This window comes from Streptomyces sp. NPDC021012, assembly GCF_044333355.1.
Taxonomy (GTDB): domain Bacteria; phylum Actinomycetota; class Actinomycetes; order Streptomycetales; family Streptomycetaceae; genus Streptomyces.
In genome coordinates this window covers 92,439-109,049 of the sequence record NZ_JBIRQU010000006.1, presented here as the reverse complement: position 1 = coordinate 109,049, position 16,611 = coordinate 92,439, and the positions used below count along the sequence as shown (strand labels likewise).

General features: G+C 73.7%; 13 protein-coding genes. 12 read left to right on the top strand and 1 reads right to left on the bottom strand.

Going from position 1 to position 16,611, the window contains the following annotated elements; all coding sequences use genetic code 11:
* Positions 1-13: 13 nt before the first annotated feature.
* From ACH4TP_RS20915 to ACH4TP_RS20900, 4 genes are all read left to right on the top strand, one after another.
* Positions 14-883: a TatD family hydrolase gene (locus ACH4TP_RS20915; RefSeq protein WP_398188075.1), complete on the top strand. Its 870-nt coding sequence runs from the start codon at positions 14-16 to the stop codon at positions 881-883.
* An 82-nt stretch (positions 884-965) separates the two neighbouring features.
* Positions 966-2,249, top strand: coding sequence for a ubiquitin-like domain-containing protein (locus ACH4TP_RS20910; RefSeq protein WP_398188072.1), 1,284 nt, complete (start codon positions 966-968; stop codon positions 2,247-2,249).
* Between the two features lie 71 nt (positions 2,250-2,320).
* Positions 2,321-3,205, top strand: a complete 885-nt coding sequence (rsmA, locus tag ACH4TP_RS20905) for a 16S rRNA (adenine(1518)-N(6)/adenine(1519)-N(6))-dimethyltransferase RsmA (protein WP_389227749.1) — start codon at positions 2,321-2,323, stop codon at positions 3,203-3,205.
* Positions 3,202-4,146 carry a 4-(cytidine 5'-diphospho)-2-C-methyl-D-erythritol kinase gene (locus tag ACH4TP_RS20900; RefSeq protein WP_398438767.1) on the top strand — a complete coding sequence of 315 codons (945 nt, stop codon included), beginning with the start codon at positions 3,202-3,204 and terminating at the stop codon, positions 4,144-4,146. Before rsmA ends, ACH4TP_RS20900 begins: the two co-directional genes overlap by 4 nt.
* Positions 4,147-4,153: 7 nt before the next feature.
* On the opposite strand, the gene ACH4TP_RS20895 is transcribed toward ACH4TP_RS20900, so the two are convergent.
* Positions 4,154-5,125 (bottom strand): hypothetical protein, encoded by a 972-nt coding sequence (locus ACH4TP_RS20895; RefSeq protein ID WP_398438765.1) that lies wholly within the window; start codon positions 5,123-5,125, stop codon positions 4,154-4,156.
* 303 nt (positions 5,126-5,428) lie between these two features.
* Between ACH4TP_RS20895 and ACH4TP_RS20890 the strand changes: the two genes are divergently transcribed.
* The 8 genes from ACH4TP_RS20890 (at position 5,429) to galK (ending at position 16,537) form a co-directional block, all read left to right on the top strand.
* Positions 5,429-6,718, top strand: coding sequence for an acyltransferase (locus tag ACH4TP_RS20890; protein WP_398438764.1), 1,290 nt, complete (start codon positions 5,429-5,431; stop codon positions 6,716-6,718).
* 92 nt (positions 6,719-6,810) lie between these two features.
* The gene (locus ACH4TP_RS20885; RefSeq protein WP_398438763.1) at positions 6,811-8,616 is read left to right on the top strand and encodes an ABC-F family ATP-binding cassette domain-containing protein; all 1,806 of its coding nucleotides are present in this window, start codon (positions 6,811-6,813) and stop codon (positions 8,614-8,616) included.
* Positions 8,617-8,755: 139 nt separating this feature from the next.
* On the top strand, positions 8,756-10,591 hold the full coding sequence (locus tag ACH4TP_RS20880; protein ID WP_398438762.1) for a hypothetical protein: 1,836 nt from the start codon (positions 8,756-8,758) through the stop codon (positions 10,589-10,591).
* A 13-nt stretch (positions 10,592-10,604) separates the two neighbouring features.
* Entirely contained in the window at positions 10,605-12,440 is a 1,836-nt protein-coding gene (locus ACH4TP_RS20875; RefSeq protein WP_398188056.1) for a PQQ-binding-like beta-propeller repeat protein, read from the top strand.
* A gap of 142 nt (positions 12,441-12,582) precedes the next feature.
* Positions 12,583-13,266 carry a LuxR C-terminal-related transcriptional regulator gene (locus ACH4TP_RS20870; RefSeq protein ID WP_398188451.1) on the top strand — a complete coding sequence of 228 codons (684 nt, stop codon included), beginning with the start codon at positions 12,583-12,585 and terminating at the stop codon, positions 13,264-13,266.
* Between the two features lie 114 nt (positions 13,267-13,380).
* A complete protein-coding gene (gene galT, locus ACH4TP_RS20865) occupies positions 13,381-14,424 on the top strand; it encodes a galactose-1-phosphate uridylyltransferase (protein ID WP_398188053.1) in 1,044 nt (347 codons plus the stop codon).
* Positions 14,421-15,401: a UDP-glucose 4-epimerase GalE gene (gene galE, locus ACH4TP_RS20860; RefSeq protein ID WP_398188050.1), complete on the top strand. Its 981-nt coding sequence runs from the start codon at positions 14,421-14,423 to the stop codon at positions 15,399-15,401. Before galT ends, galE begins: the two co-directional genes overlap by 4 nt.
* Positions 15,398-16,537, top strand: coding sequence for a galactokinase (gene galK / locus ACH4TP_RS20855; protein ID WP_398188047.1), 1,140 nt, complete (start codon positions 15,398-15,400; stop codon positions 16,535-16,537). Before galE ends, galK begins: the two co-directional genes overlap by 4 nt.
* The last annotated feature ends 74 nt before the right edge of the window (positions 16,538-16,611 follow it).

The following is a 16,611-nucleotide window of genomic DNA, read 5'->3' as shown; positions in this document are numbered from 1 at the left end:
TACGATCGGGGCCATGAGTGCCAAGGACGCCCCGCCGCCGCTGCCCGAACCCCTCCTCGTGGAGGTCGCGGACTCGCACACCCACATGGACCTGCAGTCCGGGACCGTCGAGGAGGCCCTGACCAAGGCCGCCGCCGTCGGCGTGACCACGGTCGTCCAGGTCGGCTGCGACGTGAAGGGCTCGCAGTGGGCCGCCGAGACGGCCGCCGCCCACGAGAACGTGCACGCCGCCGTCGCGCTGCACCCCAACGAGGCCCCGCGGATCGTGCTCGGGGACCCCGACGGCTGGTCCCGGCAGGGCGCCCGCCAGGGCGGCGGCGACTCCGCCCTCGACGACGCCCTGGGCGAGATCGACCGGCTCGCCGCCCTCCCGTACGTGCGCGGGGTCGGCGAGACCGGCCTCGACTTCTTCCGCACGGGCCCCGAGGGCATCGCCGCGCAGGAGCGTTCCTTCCGCGCCCACATCGAGATCGCCAAGCGGCACGGCAAGGCCCTCGTCATCCACGACCGCGAGGCCCACGCCGACGTCCTGCGCGTCCTGGACGAGGAGGGAGCCCCCGAGCGGACCGTCTTCCACTGCTACTCCGGCGACGCCGCCATGGCCGAGATCTGCGCCGCCAAGGGCTACTACATGTCCTTCGCCGGCAACGTCACCTTCAAGAACGCCCAGTACCTGCGCGACGCCCTCGCGGTCGCCCCCCTGGAGCTGGTCCTCGTCGAGACCGACGCCCCCTTCCTCACCCCGGCGCCCTTCCGCGGCCGCCCGAACGCCCCCTACCTGATCCCGGTCACCGTCCGGGCCATGGCCGAGGTGCGCGGGATGGAGGAGAACGAGCTCGCCGGGGCGATCGCCGTGAACACGGCCCGCGCCTTCGACTACTGAGCATCACCGATGCATAACGGTTACGTGTCGTAGTCGGGTCGTTCGGGAGAGTCACGTCCGGCGGGGCTAGGGTCCCGGCCTCGTGAGCACTTCCCAGGGCAGTCACCGAGCCGGAGGGCCGGGCGCGACCGCGACCCTGCCCGTGCACGAGCAGCCGACGCAGGCCGCGCCCCTCGTCGTACCCGCCGCACTGCCGGGCGCCGTGCCCGGGCAGGGCGCCCGCGCCGGGGCCCGCCGCACCGCCCGCCGCCGCAAGGCCTCCGGCGGCACGGGCGAGGGCCTGCGGAGACTCCTCCCGCAGGCCCTCGTCGTCGCCTTCCTCGCCGGCGGCACCAGCGCCTTCCTCGCCGACGACAAGGCCGTCGAGCTCACCGTCGACGGCACCCCGCGCACCCTCCACACCTTCGCCGACGACGTGCGGGAGCTCCTCGCCGACGAGGGCGTCGCCGTCGGCGAGCACGACATCGTCGCCCCCGGCCCCGGCGCGGCCCTGGCCAGCGGCGACGAGGTCGTCGTCCGGTACGGGCGGCCGGTCTCCCTCACCCTCGACGGGCAGCGCCGCCAGGTCTGGACGACCGCCGAGACCGTCGAGGGGGCGCTGCGCCAGCTCGGGGTCCGCGCGGAGGGCGCCTACCTCTCGGCCTCCCGGGGCGCCGCCATCTCCCGCCAGGGACTCGCCCTCGACGTCCGCACCGAGCGGGCCGTCACCTTCCTGGCCGACGGGCGCGAGCGGACGATCCGTACGAACGCCGCCACCGTCCGGGAGGCCCTCGCCGAGGCCGGGATCACCCTCTCCGGGCAGGACACCACCTCCGTCCCCTCCGGCTCCTTCCCCCGCGACGGCCAGACGGTGAACGTCATGCGGATCACCGGCTCCCGGCAGGTGCGGGAGGAGGCCGTCCCGTACGCCGTCGAGCGGGTCCGCGACCCCGAGCTGTTCGCCGGCACCGAGGTCGTCGAACGGCCGGGCGTCCCGGGCGTCCGCCGCGTCACGTACAGCCTGCGCACCGTCAACGGCGTCAGGCAGCGGCCCCGCCGCACCGGCGAGGAGATCGTCCGCGAGCCCGTCAGCCGCAAGGTGCGGGTCGGCACCCGGCCGCTGCCCGCCTCCGTCGCCGGCGCCGACGGCCTCGACTGGGGCGCGCTCGCCGCCTGCGAGTCCGGCGGCCGCCCGAACGCCGTCGACCCCTCGGGGACGTACGGCGGGCTCTACCAGTTCGACCCCGGCACCTGGCACGCCCTCGGCGGCACCGGCACCGCCCAGAACGCGCCCGCCGCCGAGCAGACCTTCCGCGCCAAGAAGCTCTACGTGCAGCGGGGGGCGAGCCCGTGGCCCCACTGCGGGCGCCGGCTCACGCACGGCTAGCCGCCCGGGTGGCCGCCGCCCGTACCGGTGAGCCGTAGGTCGGCCCCACCCGGGCCCCGTACGCTGTACCGGTGAGCACCACCACCGGCCCCGAAAGCCCCGACGCCCTCCTCGGCCCCGCCGACATCCGTGAGCTGGCCGCCGCCCTCGGCGTGCGCCCCACGAAGCAGAAGGGCCAGAACTTCGTCATCGACGCCAACACCGTCCGGCGGATCGTCCGCACGGCCGAGGTGCGGCCCGAGGACGTGGTCGTGGAGGTGGGGCCCGGCCTCGGCTCCCTCACCCTGGCCCTCCTGGAGGCCGCCGACCGCGTGACGGCCGTCGAGATCGACGACATCCTCGCCGCCGCGCTGCCGGCGACGATCGCCGCCCGCATGCCGCGGAAGAAGGACCACTTCGCGCTGGTCCACTCCGACGCGATGCTCGTCGAGGAACTCCCGGGGCCGCCGCCCACCGCGCTCGTCGCGAACCTGCCGTACAACGTGGCCGTGCCCGTCCTGCTGCACATGCTGGAGCGCTTCCCGAGCATCGAGCGGACCCTCGTCATGGTCCAGGCCGAGGTCGCCGACCGGCTCGCCGCGAAGCCCGGCAACAAGGTGTACGGGGTCCCCTCCGTCAAGGCCAACTGGTACGCCGAGGTCAAGCGCGCCGGCGCCATCGGCCGCAACGTCTTCTGGCCCGCGCCGAACGTCGACTCCGGCCTCGTCTCCCTCGTCCGCCGCACCGAACCGCTGCCGACCACCGCCACCCGGCAGGAGGTCTTCGCGGTCGTCGACGCGGCCTTCGCGCAGCGCCGCAAGACCCTGCGGGCCGCGCTCGCGGGCTGGGCCGGCTCCCCGGCCGCCGCCGAGGAGGCCCTGGTGAAGGCCGGGATCTCGCCGCAGGCGCGGGGCGAGTCGCTGACGGTCGAGGAGTTCGCGCGGATCGCGGAGAACAAGCCGGAGGCGAAGGCATGAGCGGCGGTACGGAACCCCGGGGCGCCCGGTCCGCGCCGGCCGCCGTGCCCGGCGTGACCGTACGCGTCCCCGCCAAGGTCAACGTGCAGCTCGCGGTGGGCGCAGCCCGCCCCGACGGCTTCCACGACCTGGCGAACGTCTTCCTCGCCGTCTCCCTGTACGACGAGGTCACCGCCACCCCCGCCGACGAGCTCACCGTCACCTGCGAGGGCCCGGACGCCGACAAGGTGCCGCTGGACCGCAGCAACCTGGCCGCCCGCGCCGCCGAACTGCTCGCCGCCCGGCACGGCATCTCCCCGGACGTGCACCTGCACATCAGGAAGGACATCCCGGTCGCCGGCGGCATGGCGGGCGGCAGCGCGGACGGCGCGGGCGCCCTGCTCGCCTGCGACGCGCTCTGGGGCCTGGACACCCCGCGCGAGACGCTCCTCGACATCTGCGCCGAGCTCGGCTCCGACGTGCCGTTCAGCCTCGTCGGCGGGGCGGCGCTCGGCACCGGGCGCGGCGAGAAGCTGACGGAGCTGACGGTCGGCGGCGCCTTCCACTGGGTCTTCGCCGTCGCCGACGGCGGTCTGTCGACCCCGGTGGTGTTCGGCGAGTTCGACCGCCTCACCGAGGGCGTCGAGGTCCCCGAGCCGGCCGCCTCCCCGGCCCTCCTGGAGGCCCTGGCGACCGGCGACACCACCGCGCTCGCCGCCACCCTCGCCAACGACCTCCAGGCCCCGGCGCTCTCCCTGCGCCCCTCGCTCGCCGCGACCCTGGCGGCCGGCACGGAGGCGGGCGCCCTCGCGGCGCTGGTCTCCGGCTCGGGGCCGACGACGGCGTTCCTGGTGAAGGACGCGGAGGCGGCGGCCGCGGTCGCCGCCGCCCTCACCGCCTCCGGCACCTGCCGCACGGCCCGGGTCGCGACCTCGCCGGCGCCGGGCGCGACGGTCCTCTAGAGCCTGTTCAGAGCTTGTTGCGGGAGATCCGGGCCAGCAGGAGGTTCGGGTCCGGGTTCTGGGTGGCGTAGTAGGCCGCGCTCGGGACGTACAGGGTCTTGGCGCGGACCGCGACGGAGGTCGGGTTCCGGAGGCCGTCCGCGGCCGTGAGGACGGTCTTGTGGCTGCCGTCGGGGCGGACCAGTTCGAGCCTGCTGTCCAGGATCAGCGCGGCCAGCGCCGTGTCGCCGTGCCCGGTGAAGGTGAAGTCGTCGATGCCGGTGAGGCCGGTCGCCCGGGTCTCGATCGGTCCCGCGGTCCGGTCCTCCTCGACGGGGATGCGGAGCAGGGTCGAGCGGGCGCTGTTCGACACCCACACGGCGCCGTCGTGGAGCTTGAGGCCGTTGGCACCGAAGGGCAGGGCGGTGGTCGGCAGGAGTGCCGTCCCGGTGGCCCAGACGGTGGGCTCGCCCCCGTCCGCCGGCACGCTCCACACGACGCCGCGCGCCGAGTCCGCGGTGTAGAGGGTGCCGCACTCCTCGTCGATGGCGAGCCCGTTGGGGAAGGTGTCGGCCGGGAACTGGGCGATCTGCTCGGGCGTGCCCCCGCCGGGCGGGATGCGCCAGACGCCGGTCTCGGCGGTGCCGGTGACGTAGTTGACGTACAGGGTGCCGTCGTGGGCGCGCGCGATGCCCGAGACGATCGCCGCGCCGATGTTCGGGGTCTGCGGGTCGGCCACCTCGGGCAGCGTGGCGAGGACCGTCCGCACGCCCTCCTTCGTGACCCGGACGACCTGCCGGGCGTAGGAGAAGGTCAGATCGGCGGAGCCGTCGGGCTCCAGGGCGATGTTCTCCGGCCTCTCCCCGGCGGCGGCGTCGAAGTGGGCGACGACGCGCGGATCGGACACGGTCGGATCACCCGCCGAAGCGGGACCCGCGGCGAGCACGGTGAGGGCGGCGGTGGCGGTGACGACGGCGGCCAGACGGGGGTGCCTCGACATGGACTTCTCCTCGGGCATACGGGATACCGGGTGACTATGGGAAGAGGCTTCCGCCTCCACGACCGGCGACCCGGGCAGCCCCGGCCGGGAGGTCGCCCGCGTGGCCGACGGCATGGGGCCGGTTGGCAGCGCGCGGCGCACGAGCGGGCTTCGGGGCGTACGCAGCCCCGGGTGGCGGTCGGGGCCCGTACCCGGCCCCGGTCGGCGGCGCAGGCCCTCCGGGCCGTACTCAGCGGCTGGTTGAGTATCCGCTGAGTACGCGCGCCCTGACGGCGGGCCGGGCGGCGGCGGGACCGTGGCCGTATGGGATCCAGCGCACGCGAACTCGCCGCCGCCACGCCCGCCTCGCGCGACCGCTACGTCGACTTCCTCCGGGTCGCCTCGCTCGCGGTCGTCGTCCTGGGGCACTGGCTGATGGCGGCCGTCACCGCCGACGGACAGGTCGGGAACCTGCTCGCCGTGGTGCCGGAACTGCAGGTGGTGACCTGGGTGTTCCAGGTGATGCCGGTGTTCTTCTTCGTGGGCGGCTTCTCGCACGCCCTCGCCCACCGCTCCCGCCCGGGGTACGCGGCCTTCCTGCGGGCCCGGCTCCAGCGGCTGCTGCGGCCGACGATGGTGTTCGTCGGGGTGTGGGGCGCGGCCGCGCTGCTGCTCCAGCTGTCGGGCGCGGACGGGGGGCTCACCGGGGTCGCGCTGCGGCTCGTCACCCAGCCGCTGTGGTTCATCGGGATCTACCTGGCGATGGTGGCGTTCACGCCGCCGCTGCTGAGGCTGCACGAGCGGTGGGGCTGGGGCGCGTTCGGCGCGCTCGCCGGCGGGGCGGTCGCGGTGGACGCGCTGCGGTTCGCGGCGGACGTCCCGTTCGTCGAGTTCCTGAACTTCGCGTTCGTGTGGCTCGCGGTCCACCAGCTCGGCTTCCTCCGCGCCGACGGCATGATCCGCCGCCCGGCCCTGCTCGCCGGCGCGGGCCTCCTCGGCGCGACCGCGCTGGTCGCCCTCGGCCCGTACCCGCTGTCGATGGTCGGGATGCCGGGCGAGGAGGTGTCGAACATGGCCCCGCCGACCCTCGCCCTCCTCTGCCACGGCCTGTGGCTGGTCGGCGCGGTCGAACTCCTCAAGGGCCCGGGCGCGCGGCTCCTCGCCCGCGCCCGGGTGTGGCGGACGGTGGTCGCCGCCAACGGCATCGCGATGACGGCCTTCCTGTGGCACCTGACGGCCATGCTCGGGGTCTACGGGGCACTGCTCGCCCTCGGCGCGGAGCTCCCCGCCCCGGCCTCGGGCGCCTGGTGGGCCCAGGTCCCGCTCCGCTTCGCCGCGGCGGCGCTCCTCACGGCCCTGCTCGTCGCCGTCTTCCGCCGCTTCGAGGCCCCGGCCGCGGCCCGCCGCGAAGGCGGCTCCGCGCCCCTGGCCGCCCTGGGCGTCACGCTGGCCCTGTTCGGGATCCTCGGCCTGTCGATGACCGGCCTCGGCGGCCTCCTGGAGGGCCACACGGCGACCCTGATCGCGGTCCGCGTCACCGCCCCGGCGGCGGTGGCGATGACCCTGGCGGGCTGGCTCCTGGTGGAGCGGCCTCCCTCCCGCCGCTCGCGGTAGCCGCCGGACCGCGACCAAGGCATCACGGAGAGTCACCGGTCGCCCCACGGTCTACCCTGGACGTCGATCGATCACCCCGTACAGGAGTCAACGTGGCCGTCAACCTGGTCAATGTCGAGAACGTCAGCAAGGTGTACGGCACCCGTGCCCTGCTCGACGGGGTCTCGCTCGGTGTCTCCGAAGGGGACCGGATCGGGGTGGTGGGGCGCAACGGCGACGGCAAGACCACGCTGATCCGGATGCTCGCGCGGCTGGAGGAGGCCGACAGCGGCCGCGTCACCCACAGCGGCGGGCTGCGGCTCGGGGTGCTCACCCAGCACGACTCCCTCGACCCGGAGGCCACCATCCGGCACGAGGTCATCGGGGTCATGGCCGACCACGAGTGGGCGGGCAGCGCGAAGATCCGGGACGTGCTCACCGGCCTCTTCGGCGGTCTCGACCTCCCCGGGTTCGAGAAGGGGCTCGACACGGTCATCGGGCCGCTGTCCGGTGGTGAGCGGCGGCGCATCGCGCTCGCGAAGCTGCTGATCGAGGACCAGGACCTGATCGTCCTCGACGAGCCCACCAACCACCTCGACGTCGAGGGCATCGCCTGGCTCGCCAAGCACCTCCAGGAGCGGCGCTCGGCGCTCGTCTGCGTCACCCACGACCGCTGGTTCCTCGACCAGGTCTGCACCCGCATGTGGGACGTGCAGCGCGGGGACGTGCACGAGTACGAGGGCGGCTACTCCGACTACGTCTTCGCCCGCGCCGAGCGCGAGCGGATCGCCGCCACGGAGGAGGCCAAGCGGCAGAACCTGATGCGCAAGGAGCTGGCCTGGCTGCGGCGCGGCGCCCCCGCCCGCACCTCCAAGCCCCGCTACCGCATCGAGGCCGCGAACGAGCTGATCGCCGACGTGCCGCCGCCGCGCGACACCAGCGAGCTGATGAAGTTCGCCAACGCCCGCCTCGGCAAGACGGTGTTCGACCTGGAGGACGTGAGCATCACCGCCGGGCCCAAGGAGCTGCTCAAGCACCTCACCTGGCAGCTCGGCCCCGGCGACCGCATCGGCCTCGTCGGCGTCAACGGCGCGGGCAAGACCTCACTCCTGCGGGCGCTCGCCGAGGCGGCCGTCAGCCAGGGCGAGAAGCAGCCCGCCGCCGGGAGGATCGTCGTCGGCAAGACCGTCCGGCTCGCCTACCTCTCGCAGGACGTCACCGAACTCCCCGCCACCCTGCGCGTCCTGGAGGCCGTGCAGCAGGTCCGCGACCGGGTCGACCTCGGCAAGGGCCGGGAGATGACCGCCGGGCAGCTCTGCGAGCAGTTCGGGTTCTCGAAGGAGAAGCAGTGGACGCCCGTCGGCGACCTGTCCGGTGGTGAGCGCCGCCGTCTCCAGCTGCTCCGCCTGCTGATGGACGAGCCGAACGTCCTCTTCCTCGACGAGCCCACCAACGACCTCGACATCGAGACCCTGACCCAGCTGGAGGACCTCCTCGACGGCTGGCCGGGCTCCATGGTCGTCATCTCCCACGACCGGTTCTTCATCGAGCGCACCACGGACCGGACGTTCGCGCTGCTCGGCGACAAGACCCTGCGGATGCTGCCGCGCGGCATCGACGAGTACCTGGAGCGGCGCCAGAAGATGATCGAGGCGTCCGTCCCGGCGCCCGCCGCCGCGCCCGCGCAGGCGAAGTCCGGCGTCTCCGCCGCGGACGCCCGCGCCGCCAAGAAGGAGCTGCAGAAGGTCGAGCGGCAGCTCGACAAGCTCTCCGACAGGGAGGCGAAGCTGCACGCGCAGATCGCCGACAACGCCACCGATTTCGAGAAGGTGGCGAAGCTCGACGCGGAGCTGCGGGAACTCGCGGGGGAGCGGGAGGAATTGGAGATGCGCTGGCTGGAGCTGGCCGAGGACGCCTAGGTCTCGACCCGGTAGAGGCGCATAACGAGGGCATCACAGGCCGGTCCTCCCTTGGGTACAAGGGGCGGACCGGTCGCTTTTGCGCCACGGCGTGAGTGGTAGAAAGAAAACCCGTTCACGTCAAGGGGGAAGAACGCTCATGACCCAGCCGCCGAGCAACCAGCCGCCGGGGGGCTTCGGAGCCCCCCAGGATCCGAACCAGGCCCCGGGCATGCCGCCCGTGCCGCCGGTCCCGCCGCAGGCTCCGCAGACGCCGCCCGCGCCGCAGTCCCCGCCGCCCGCCGCGCCGGGACCGTACGGGCAGGCGCCGCAGCCCGGTTACGGATACCCGCAGCAGCCGGGACAGCCGCAGCAGCCGGGCCAGTCCCCGTACGGCCAGCCCGGTCCCTACGGCCAGCCCGGCCCGTACGGCCAGCCGCAGCAGCCCTACGGCTACCCGCAGCAGGGCCAGCCCGGCCCGTACGGCCAGCAGCAGAACCCCTACGGCGGCTACCCCGCCCAGCAGCCCCCGGCCCCCGGCGGCAACGGCGGCGGCCCGTTCAAGGGCCGTACCGGAATCGTCGCCGGCGTGGCCGCCGCGGCCGTCCTGGTCGCCGCCGTCACGACCTGGGCCGTCGTCGGCGGGGACGACGAGAAGGACCCGGTCGCCAAGCCCACCGCCACGGCCACCTCCACCACCGCCCCGAAGCCCACCGCGTCGGTGGACCAGGGCGACGGCTCGGGCGACGGCGAGAACGGCGAGGAGGACCTCAACGCGGGCCGCGCGGCCGGCGAGGCGAAGGTCGACTGGCTGCTCAAGAACAACGTCGACCTGCCCCGGAACGGCTCGGACGTCTTCGGCCCGTGGATCGTCGGCGACACCGTCGTCAAGGCGATGTACAAGGGCGTCGACGGCTACGGCCTGACCGACGGCAAGCCCAAGTGGCACATCGACCTGCCGTTCGTGCTGTGCGCGGCCCCGCCGGAGCCGGCCGCCGACGGCCGCATGGTCTTCGGCTACGCCGAGAGCGCCAAGGACGGCGCCAAGTGCACCCAGATGCAGGAGGTCGACCTCAAGACCGGCAAGGCCGGCTGGAAGAAGGAGATCCCGAAGGCCACGGGCTTCTTCGCCTTCTCCGACAACACCCTGGCCATCAGCGGCAACACGGTCACGGCGGCCGGCTCCAGCAGCGCGTACGGCTTCTCGCTCGCCGACGGCCACCAGCTCTTCAAGGGCGCCGACACCGGCTGCAAGCCCTTCGCCTACGCGGGCGGCAGCAAGCTGATCGCCGCCATGGACTGCCCGTCGGGCAGCACGAGCAAGAAGATCCAGGCGGTCGGCGTGGTCGACCCCAACACCGGCAAGCCGAAGTTCACCTTCCAGCTGGAGGCGAACTGGGAGGTCGACAAGGTCTACTCGGTCGACCCGCTGGTCGTCTCGGCGACCCAGCGCGAGCAGAAGAAGTGGTCCATCTTCGCGCTCGACGCGAACGGCAAGCCCCGCTCGCAGATCCAGGGCGGCAAGGACACCTTTGCGCCCTCGTGCGGCGGCAGTTTCGTCATCTTCGGTCACAACCTCCAGGGCTGCACCGGTGTCGCGGCCGACGCGAACACCTTCTACATGGCCACCGAGGGCGGCTACGGCAAGACGAACGAGGTCATCGCCTTCGACCTGAACACCGGCAAGGCCAAGTGGCGTTCCAAGGCGCCCGAGGGCCGGACGGTGACCCCGCTGCGCATGGAGGGCTCCGACGTCCTGCTGTACGCGGCCCCGCTGTACGACAAGGGCGGTTTCGTCGCCACCCTCGCCCCGACCGGTGGCGCGCCGAAGGTCCTGCTCCAGCACCCGGTCTCGACCTCCGAGATCGAGAGCAGCTTCTACGACGCGAGCTACGCCTACGGCAGTGGCGTCTTCGTCGTGGCGAGCGGGCGTGTGTCGGCGTCCAACGACAAGGAAGAGATGCAGGTCAAGACGATGATGGCCTTCAGCAAGTGAGGTACGCGGACCGATGACGCAGCCACCCCCGCCCCCGCCGAACCAGCCCCCGGACCCGCGGCAGGGCGGCTTCGGCGCCCCGACGCCCCCGCCGCCGCAGGACCCGGGCTACGGCTATCCGCAGCAGCCGCCCCAGCCGGAGCCCGGCTACGGCTACCCGCAGCAGCCGCCGACCCAGCCCGACCAGGGCTACGGCCAGCCGCAGCAGCCCCCGGCGTACGGCTACCCGACCGCGCCGCAGCAGCCGCAGCAGTACGGCGGTTACCCGCAGCAGCCGCAGCAGCCGGTCCCGCCCCCGTACGGCTATCCGACGCAGCCCCAGCAGCCGCAGTACGGCGGCTACGCCCAGCCCGCCCCGCCCCCGGCGCCCGGCGGCGGCAAGAAGCTGTCGGCGCAGCTCCAGATCGTCATCGCGGCGGTCGTCGCCGTCGTCCTGATCATCGGCGTCGGCATCTGGTACGCCAACTCCGGTGACGGTGACGGGGGCAACGAGGCCAAGGGCTCGGGCGGTTCCTCGCAGGGCACCGGCGGCGGGAGCACCGGCGGCAACGGGCTCGGCGGTGGCGGCAAGGAGAAGGTCCCGGCGAGCACCCAGGCGAAGATGGCCTACACGGTCGCGGAGCCGAAGGTCCAGGACCTCACCGACGTCTCCGGCTCCTGGCTCACCGACAAGTCGTTCGTGAAGCCGGGCGTCAACTCGCTCGTCGCGTACGACCTGGACAAGAGCACCGTGCAGTGGACGCTGCCGCTGACCGGCCAGGTCTGCGGCGCCTCGCGGCACGTCACGGCGGACAACAGGACGGCGATCCTCTTCGAGGCCGCCAAGCGGACCGCGCCGCGCTTCTACCAGAACTGCACCGAGGTCGGCGTGGTCGACCTGAACACGGGCAAGCTGCTGTGGTCGACCTCGGTCACCGGCGGCACGGCCGGCGACGGGAAGGCCCGGTTCAGCGAGGTCACGCTCAGCGGGACGACCGTCGCGGCCGGCGGCACCGACGGCGGCGCCGCCTTCGACCTCGCCAACGGCAACCCGCGCTGGAAGCCGCAGGCCAACGACCAGAACTGCTACGACCTGGGCTACGGCGGCGGGGAGGGTCTCGTCGCGGTCCGCAAGTGCGGCTCGTACGACAACCCGAGCGTGCTGATCCAGAACCTCAACCCGACCACGGGCGCCCCGGTCTCGCAGTACAAGATGCCGCCCGGCGCGAAGTACGCGTCGGTCGTCTCCACCAAGCCGCTGGTCGTCGCGGCCGACGTCGGCGACTCCGCCGGTGACGGCAGCGGCATCTCGGACTTCTTCTCGATCGACGAGAAGACCGGGAAGCTGAAGGCGAAGATCACGGCGGACGCGGACCAGTACGCGGCCCGCTGCCGTTCGACGAAGGTAGAGGCCTGCTCGCAGGCGCTCGTCGGCAACGGCCGGCTGTACGTGCCGACCGAGGAACACGAGGGCAGCACCGGCGACTTCGGCTCCGAGACCAACGAGATCATCGCCTTCGACCTGGCCACCGGGCGCACGGTGCCGGAGAAGGCCGACGCGGGCGACAAGTACACCTTCGTCCCGCTGCGGATGGACGGCGGCAACCTCATCGTCTACAAGGCCCCGCCCTACGACAAGGGCGGCCGGATCGTCTCGGTCGACGGCGGCACGATGAAGGAGACGCTGCTGCTCGAGAACCCGGCGGACAAGTCGGTCCACAACGCCGAGACCAGCTTCAGCCTCAACGGCTCCGAGATGCTCTACGGGAACGGCCGGTTCTTCATCTCGGGAACCATGGTCAGCAAGCCGAGGGACACCGCCTCGGACATCAAGGAGTACCTGATCGTCGCCTTCTCCGCGGGGCACTGACGATCCGCCGTCCGCCTGTGGGCCCTTCCGGTGATCCGGAGGGGCCCACGCGCATGTCGGCGCCCGGGGCGGGGCAGCGTGTAGCTTTCCGGGTCGGGCCGCCGGGGCATCCGGCGGGCCAGGAGGAGGGGGGATGACCGGGATGGGCGTACGCCTCGTGGTGGTGGACGACCACCGCCTGCTCGCGGAGGCGCTCGCCTCGGCGCTGAAGCTGCGCGGGCACCGGGTGCTCGCGGCGGCCGCGCCGGCGGCGGGGGCCGCGGAGCTGGTGGTGGGCCGGGCGCCGGAGGTCTGCCTGTTCGGCACGGCGGCGCCGGACGCGCCGGGGACCTTCGACCCGGTCGTGCGGATCAAGCGGGAGCGGCCGCAGGTGGCCGTGGTGGTGCTCGGCCCGGTGCCGTCGCCGCGCGGGATCGCGGCGGCGTTCGCGGCCGGGGCCTCGGGGTACGTCCGCCACGACGAGCGCATCGAGGGCGTGGAGCGCGCCCTGGTGAAGGCGCGGGCGGGGGAGTCGGCGGTGGCGCCGCAGCTGCTCCAGGGGGCCTTCGCGGAGCTGCTGCACCCCTCGGAGCAGCCGGACGACGAGGCGCAGCGGCTGCTGCGGCTGCTGACCCACCGGGAGGTGGAGGTCCTCGTCCGGGTCGCGGAGGGCGAGGACACCCGGCTGATCGCGGCGGGGATGGGGATCGCGTCGAGCACGGCGCGGACGCACGTGCAGCGGGTGCTGATGAAGCTGGGGGTCGGTTCGCGCCTGGAGGCGGCGGCGCTCGCGGCCCGTACGGGGCTGCTCGACCGGGCGGTGCCGGGGCAGCGCAAGCCGTACTGAGTTCCGGGTCCGTTTCCCTTCGGGTGCGGGTCCGGGCTTCGCCATTGACTCGGATGTTTGATTGTGGTTCTTTGTGCGTGGTTCTGTTTGGTCCGCCCTGGAGGGCACACCCCCGTGAAGAAGACCGTCACCACGCTCGCCGACGGGCGCGAGCTCATCTACTACGACACGCGCGAGGACGCCGTCCGCACCGCCGTCGACCCGCGCCCCCTCAGCCGCGTCGTCTCCCGCTCCGAGATCCGGTACGACGAGCTGACCGGCGACCACGTCGCCGTCGCCTCGCACCGGCAGACCCGCACCTACCTCCCGCCGGCCGACGCCTGCCCGCTCTGCCCCGCCCGGGACGGCCGGGAGAGCGAGGTCCCCGAGGAGAGCTACGAGGTGGTGGTCTTCGAGAACCGCTTCCCCTCCCTCTCCGGCGGCGTCGGCCGCTGCGAGGTCGTCTGCTTCACCGACGACCACACGGACTCCTTCGCCGACCTCACCGAGGAGCGGGCCCTGCTCGTCCTCGACGCCTGGACCGACCGCACCGCCGCGCTCTCCGCCCTGCCCGGCGTCGAGCAGGTCTACTGCTTCGAGAACCGGGGCGCGGAGATCGGCGTCACGCTGCCCCACGCGCACGGCCAGATCTACGCCTTCCCGTACGTCACGCCCCGCACGTCCGCCGTGCGCCGCCGCGCCGACGAGCACCGGGCGGCGACCGGACGGAACCTCTTCGACGACCTCGTCGCCCGGGAGCGGGCCGACGGCGAGCGGGTGGTCCTGGAGACCGAGCACTGGATCGCCTTCGTGCCGTACGCCGCCCACTGGCCGTACGAGGTCCACCTCCACCCCAAGCGGCGGGTGCCCGACCTGCTCGGCCTCGACGCGGCGGAGCGCACAGAGTGCGCACAGGTCTACCTGGAACTCTTGAGGCGCTTCGACCGGATCTTCGGCCCGGACGAGCCGCCGACGCCCTACATCGCCGCCTGGCACCAGGCGCCGTTCACGGACGAGCGGCGCGAGGACCTCGGACTGCACCTGGAGCTCTTCACCGTCCGACGGGCCCCTGGCAAGCTGAAGTTCCTCGCGGGCACCGAGTCCGGCATGGGCGCGTTCATGAACGACGTACGGCCCGAGGACGCGGCCCGACGACTCCGAGAGGTGGCAAGCGCATGACGTCTCCGAAGAGGTACCTGGTGACGGGAGGGGCCGGGTACGTGGGCAGCGTGGTCGCCGCCCACCTCCTGGAGCGGGGCCACCGGGTCACCGTCCTCGACGACCTCTCCACCGGCTTCGCCGAAGCCGTCCCCGAGGGCGCCGAGTTCATCGAGGGCCGCGTCCAGGACGCGGCGCGGTGGCTCGACGACTCCTACGACGGCGTCCTGCACTTCGCCGCCTTCTCCCAGGTCGGCGAATCGGTCGCCAGGCCCGAGAAGTACTGGGAGAACAACGTCGGCGGCACCATGGCCCTGCTCGCCGCCATGCGGTCGGCCGGGGTCCGCAGGCTGGTCTTCTCCTCCACCGCCGCCACCTACGGCGAGCCGGAGACCGTGCCGATCACCGAGACCGCGCCGACGGCGCCCACCAGCCCGTACGGGGCGAGCAAGCTGGCCGTCGACCACATGATCGGCGGCGAGTGCGCCGCCCACGGCCTGGCCGCCGTCTCGCTGCGCTACTTCAACGTGGCGGGGGCGTACGGCGCGCTCGGCGAGCGGCACGCGCCCGAGTCCCACCTGATCCCGCTCGTCCTCCAGGTCGCCCTGGGCCGGCGCGAGGCGATCTCCGTGTACGGCGAGGACTACCCGACCCCGGACGGCACCTGCGTCCGCGACTACATCCACGTCGCCGACCTCGCCGAGGCCCACCTCCGCGCGCTCGACGCCATGACGCCGGGGGAGCACCTGATCTGCAACCTCGGCAACGGCAACGGCTTCTCCGTCCGCGAGGTCGTCGAGACCGTCCGCAAGGTCACCGGCCGCCCGATCCCCGAGATCACCGGCCCGCGCCGCCCCGGCGACCCCGCCGTCCTGGTCGCCTCCGCCGAGGCCGCCCGCGAGCGGCTCGGCTGGACGCCGTCCCGCCCGGACCTGGCCGAGGTCGTCGCCGACGCCTGGGCGTTCGCGCGCCTTCGCCATGAGGAGGAGGGCGCATGAGCCTCGCCGCCGACTTCGAGGCGCTGTACGGCGCCGCCCCCGACGGCGTCTGGGCCGCCCCCGGGCGGGTCAACCTCATCGGGGAGTACACCGACTTCAACGACGGCTTCGTGCTGCCGCTCGCGCTGCCGCACACCACCGTCGCCGCCGTCTCCCGCCGGGAGGACGGCGTCCTGCGCCTGCACTCCGCCGACGTCGACGGCGGGGTCGCCGAGCTGGCCGTGGACGCCCTGGAGCCGCTCTCCGGCGGCGGCTGGGCCGCCTACCCGGCCGGTGTCGTCTGGGCGCTGCGGGAGGCCGGGCACCCGGTCACCGGGGCCGACGTCCACCTCGCCTCGACCGTGCCGACGGGCGCCGGGCTCTCCTCCTCGGCGGCCCTGGAGGTCGTCACCGCGCTCGCCCTGAACGACCTGTTCGGGCTCGGGCTCTCCCGGCCCGAGCTCGCCCGGCTCGCCCAGCGCGCCGAGAACGCCTTCGTCGGCGTGCCCTGCGGGGTCATGGACCAGATGGCCTCCGCCTGCGCCGAGGAGGGCCACGCCCTCCATCTGGACACCCGGGACCTCTCGTACCGTCAGGTCCCCTTCGACCTGGCGCGCGAGGGGCTCCGGCTGCTCGTCGTCGACACCCGCGTGAAGCACGCGCTCGGAGACGGCGCGTACGCCGAGCGGCGCGCCGGTTGTGAAGCGGGCGCGCGGGCGCTCGGCGTCACCACCCTGCGCGAGGTGAGCGCCGCGCATCTCCCCGAAGCGCTCGCACGTCTGAGCGACGAGACGGTTCTGCGGTACGTGCGGCACGTGGTTTCGGACAACGCCCGGGTCGAGCGGACCATCGCGCTGCTCGACGCCGGCGACACCCGGGCCGTCGGTCCGGTCCTCACCGAGGGCCACGCCTCCCTCCGGGACGACCTGCGGGTCTCCTGCCCGGAGCTGGACCTCGTCGTCGAGGCGGCGAACGCGGCCGGGGCGCTCGGCGCCCGGATGACCGGCGGCGGCTTCGGCGGCTCGGCGCTCGTCCTCGTCGAAGCGGAGCGGGCGGAGGCGGTCACGGCCGCCGTCGGGAAGGCCTTCGCCGAGGCCGGGTACGTGGCCCCGGGCGTCTTCCCGGCCGTGCCGTCGGCGGGGGCGCGCCGCCTCTGATCCCACCGCCCGCGTCCGCACGGCTTCGGACGGTTTCCTGGAATCGGCCCCCACCGCGGCGCCCCGCCCCTACT

Bases quoted from the DNA above. Each gene is read 5' to 3' on its own strand.
- ACH4TP_RS20915 (WP_398188075.1), top strand. From the start codon at position 14: ATGAGTGCCAAGGACGCCCCGCCGCCGCTGCCCGAACCCCTCCTCGTG.
- ACH4TP_RS20900 (WP_398438767.1), top strand. From the start codon at position 3,202: ATGAGCGGCGGTACGGAACCCCGGGGCGCCCGGTCCGCGCCGGCCGCC.
- ACH4TP_RS20895 (WP_398438765.1), bottom strand. From the start codon at position 5,125: ATGTCGAGGCACCCCCGTCTGGCCGCCGTCGTCACCGCCACCGCCGCC.
- ACH4TP_RS20890 (WP_398438764.1), top strand. From the start codon at position 5,429: ATGGGATCCAGCGCACGCGAACTCGCCGCCGCCACGCCCGCCTCGCGC.
- ACH4TP_RS20880 (WP_398438762.1), top strand. From the start codon at position 8,756: ATGACCCAGCCGCCGAGCAACCAGCCGCCGGGGGGCTTCGGAGCCCCC.
- ACH4TP_RS20875 (WP_398188056.1), top strand. From the start codon at position 10,605: ATGACGCAGCCACCCCCGCCCCCGCCGAACCAGCCCCCGGACCCGCGG.
- ACH4TP_RS20870 (WP_398188451.1), top strand. From the start codon at position 12,583: ATGGGCGTACGCCTCGTGGTGGTGGACGACCACCGCCTGCTCGCGGAG.
- galE (WP_398188050.1), top strand. From the start codon at position 14,421: ATGACGTCTCCGAAGAGGTACCTGGTGACGGGAGGGGCCGGGTACGTG.
- galK (WP_398188047.1), top strand. From the start codon at position 15,398: ATGAGCCTCGCCGCCGACTTCGAGGCGCTGTACGGCGCCGCCCCCGAC.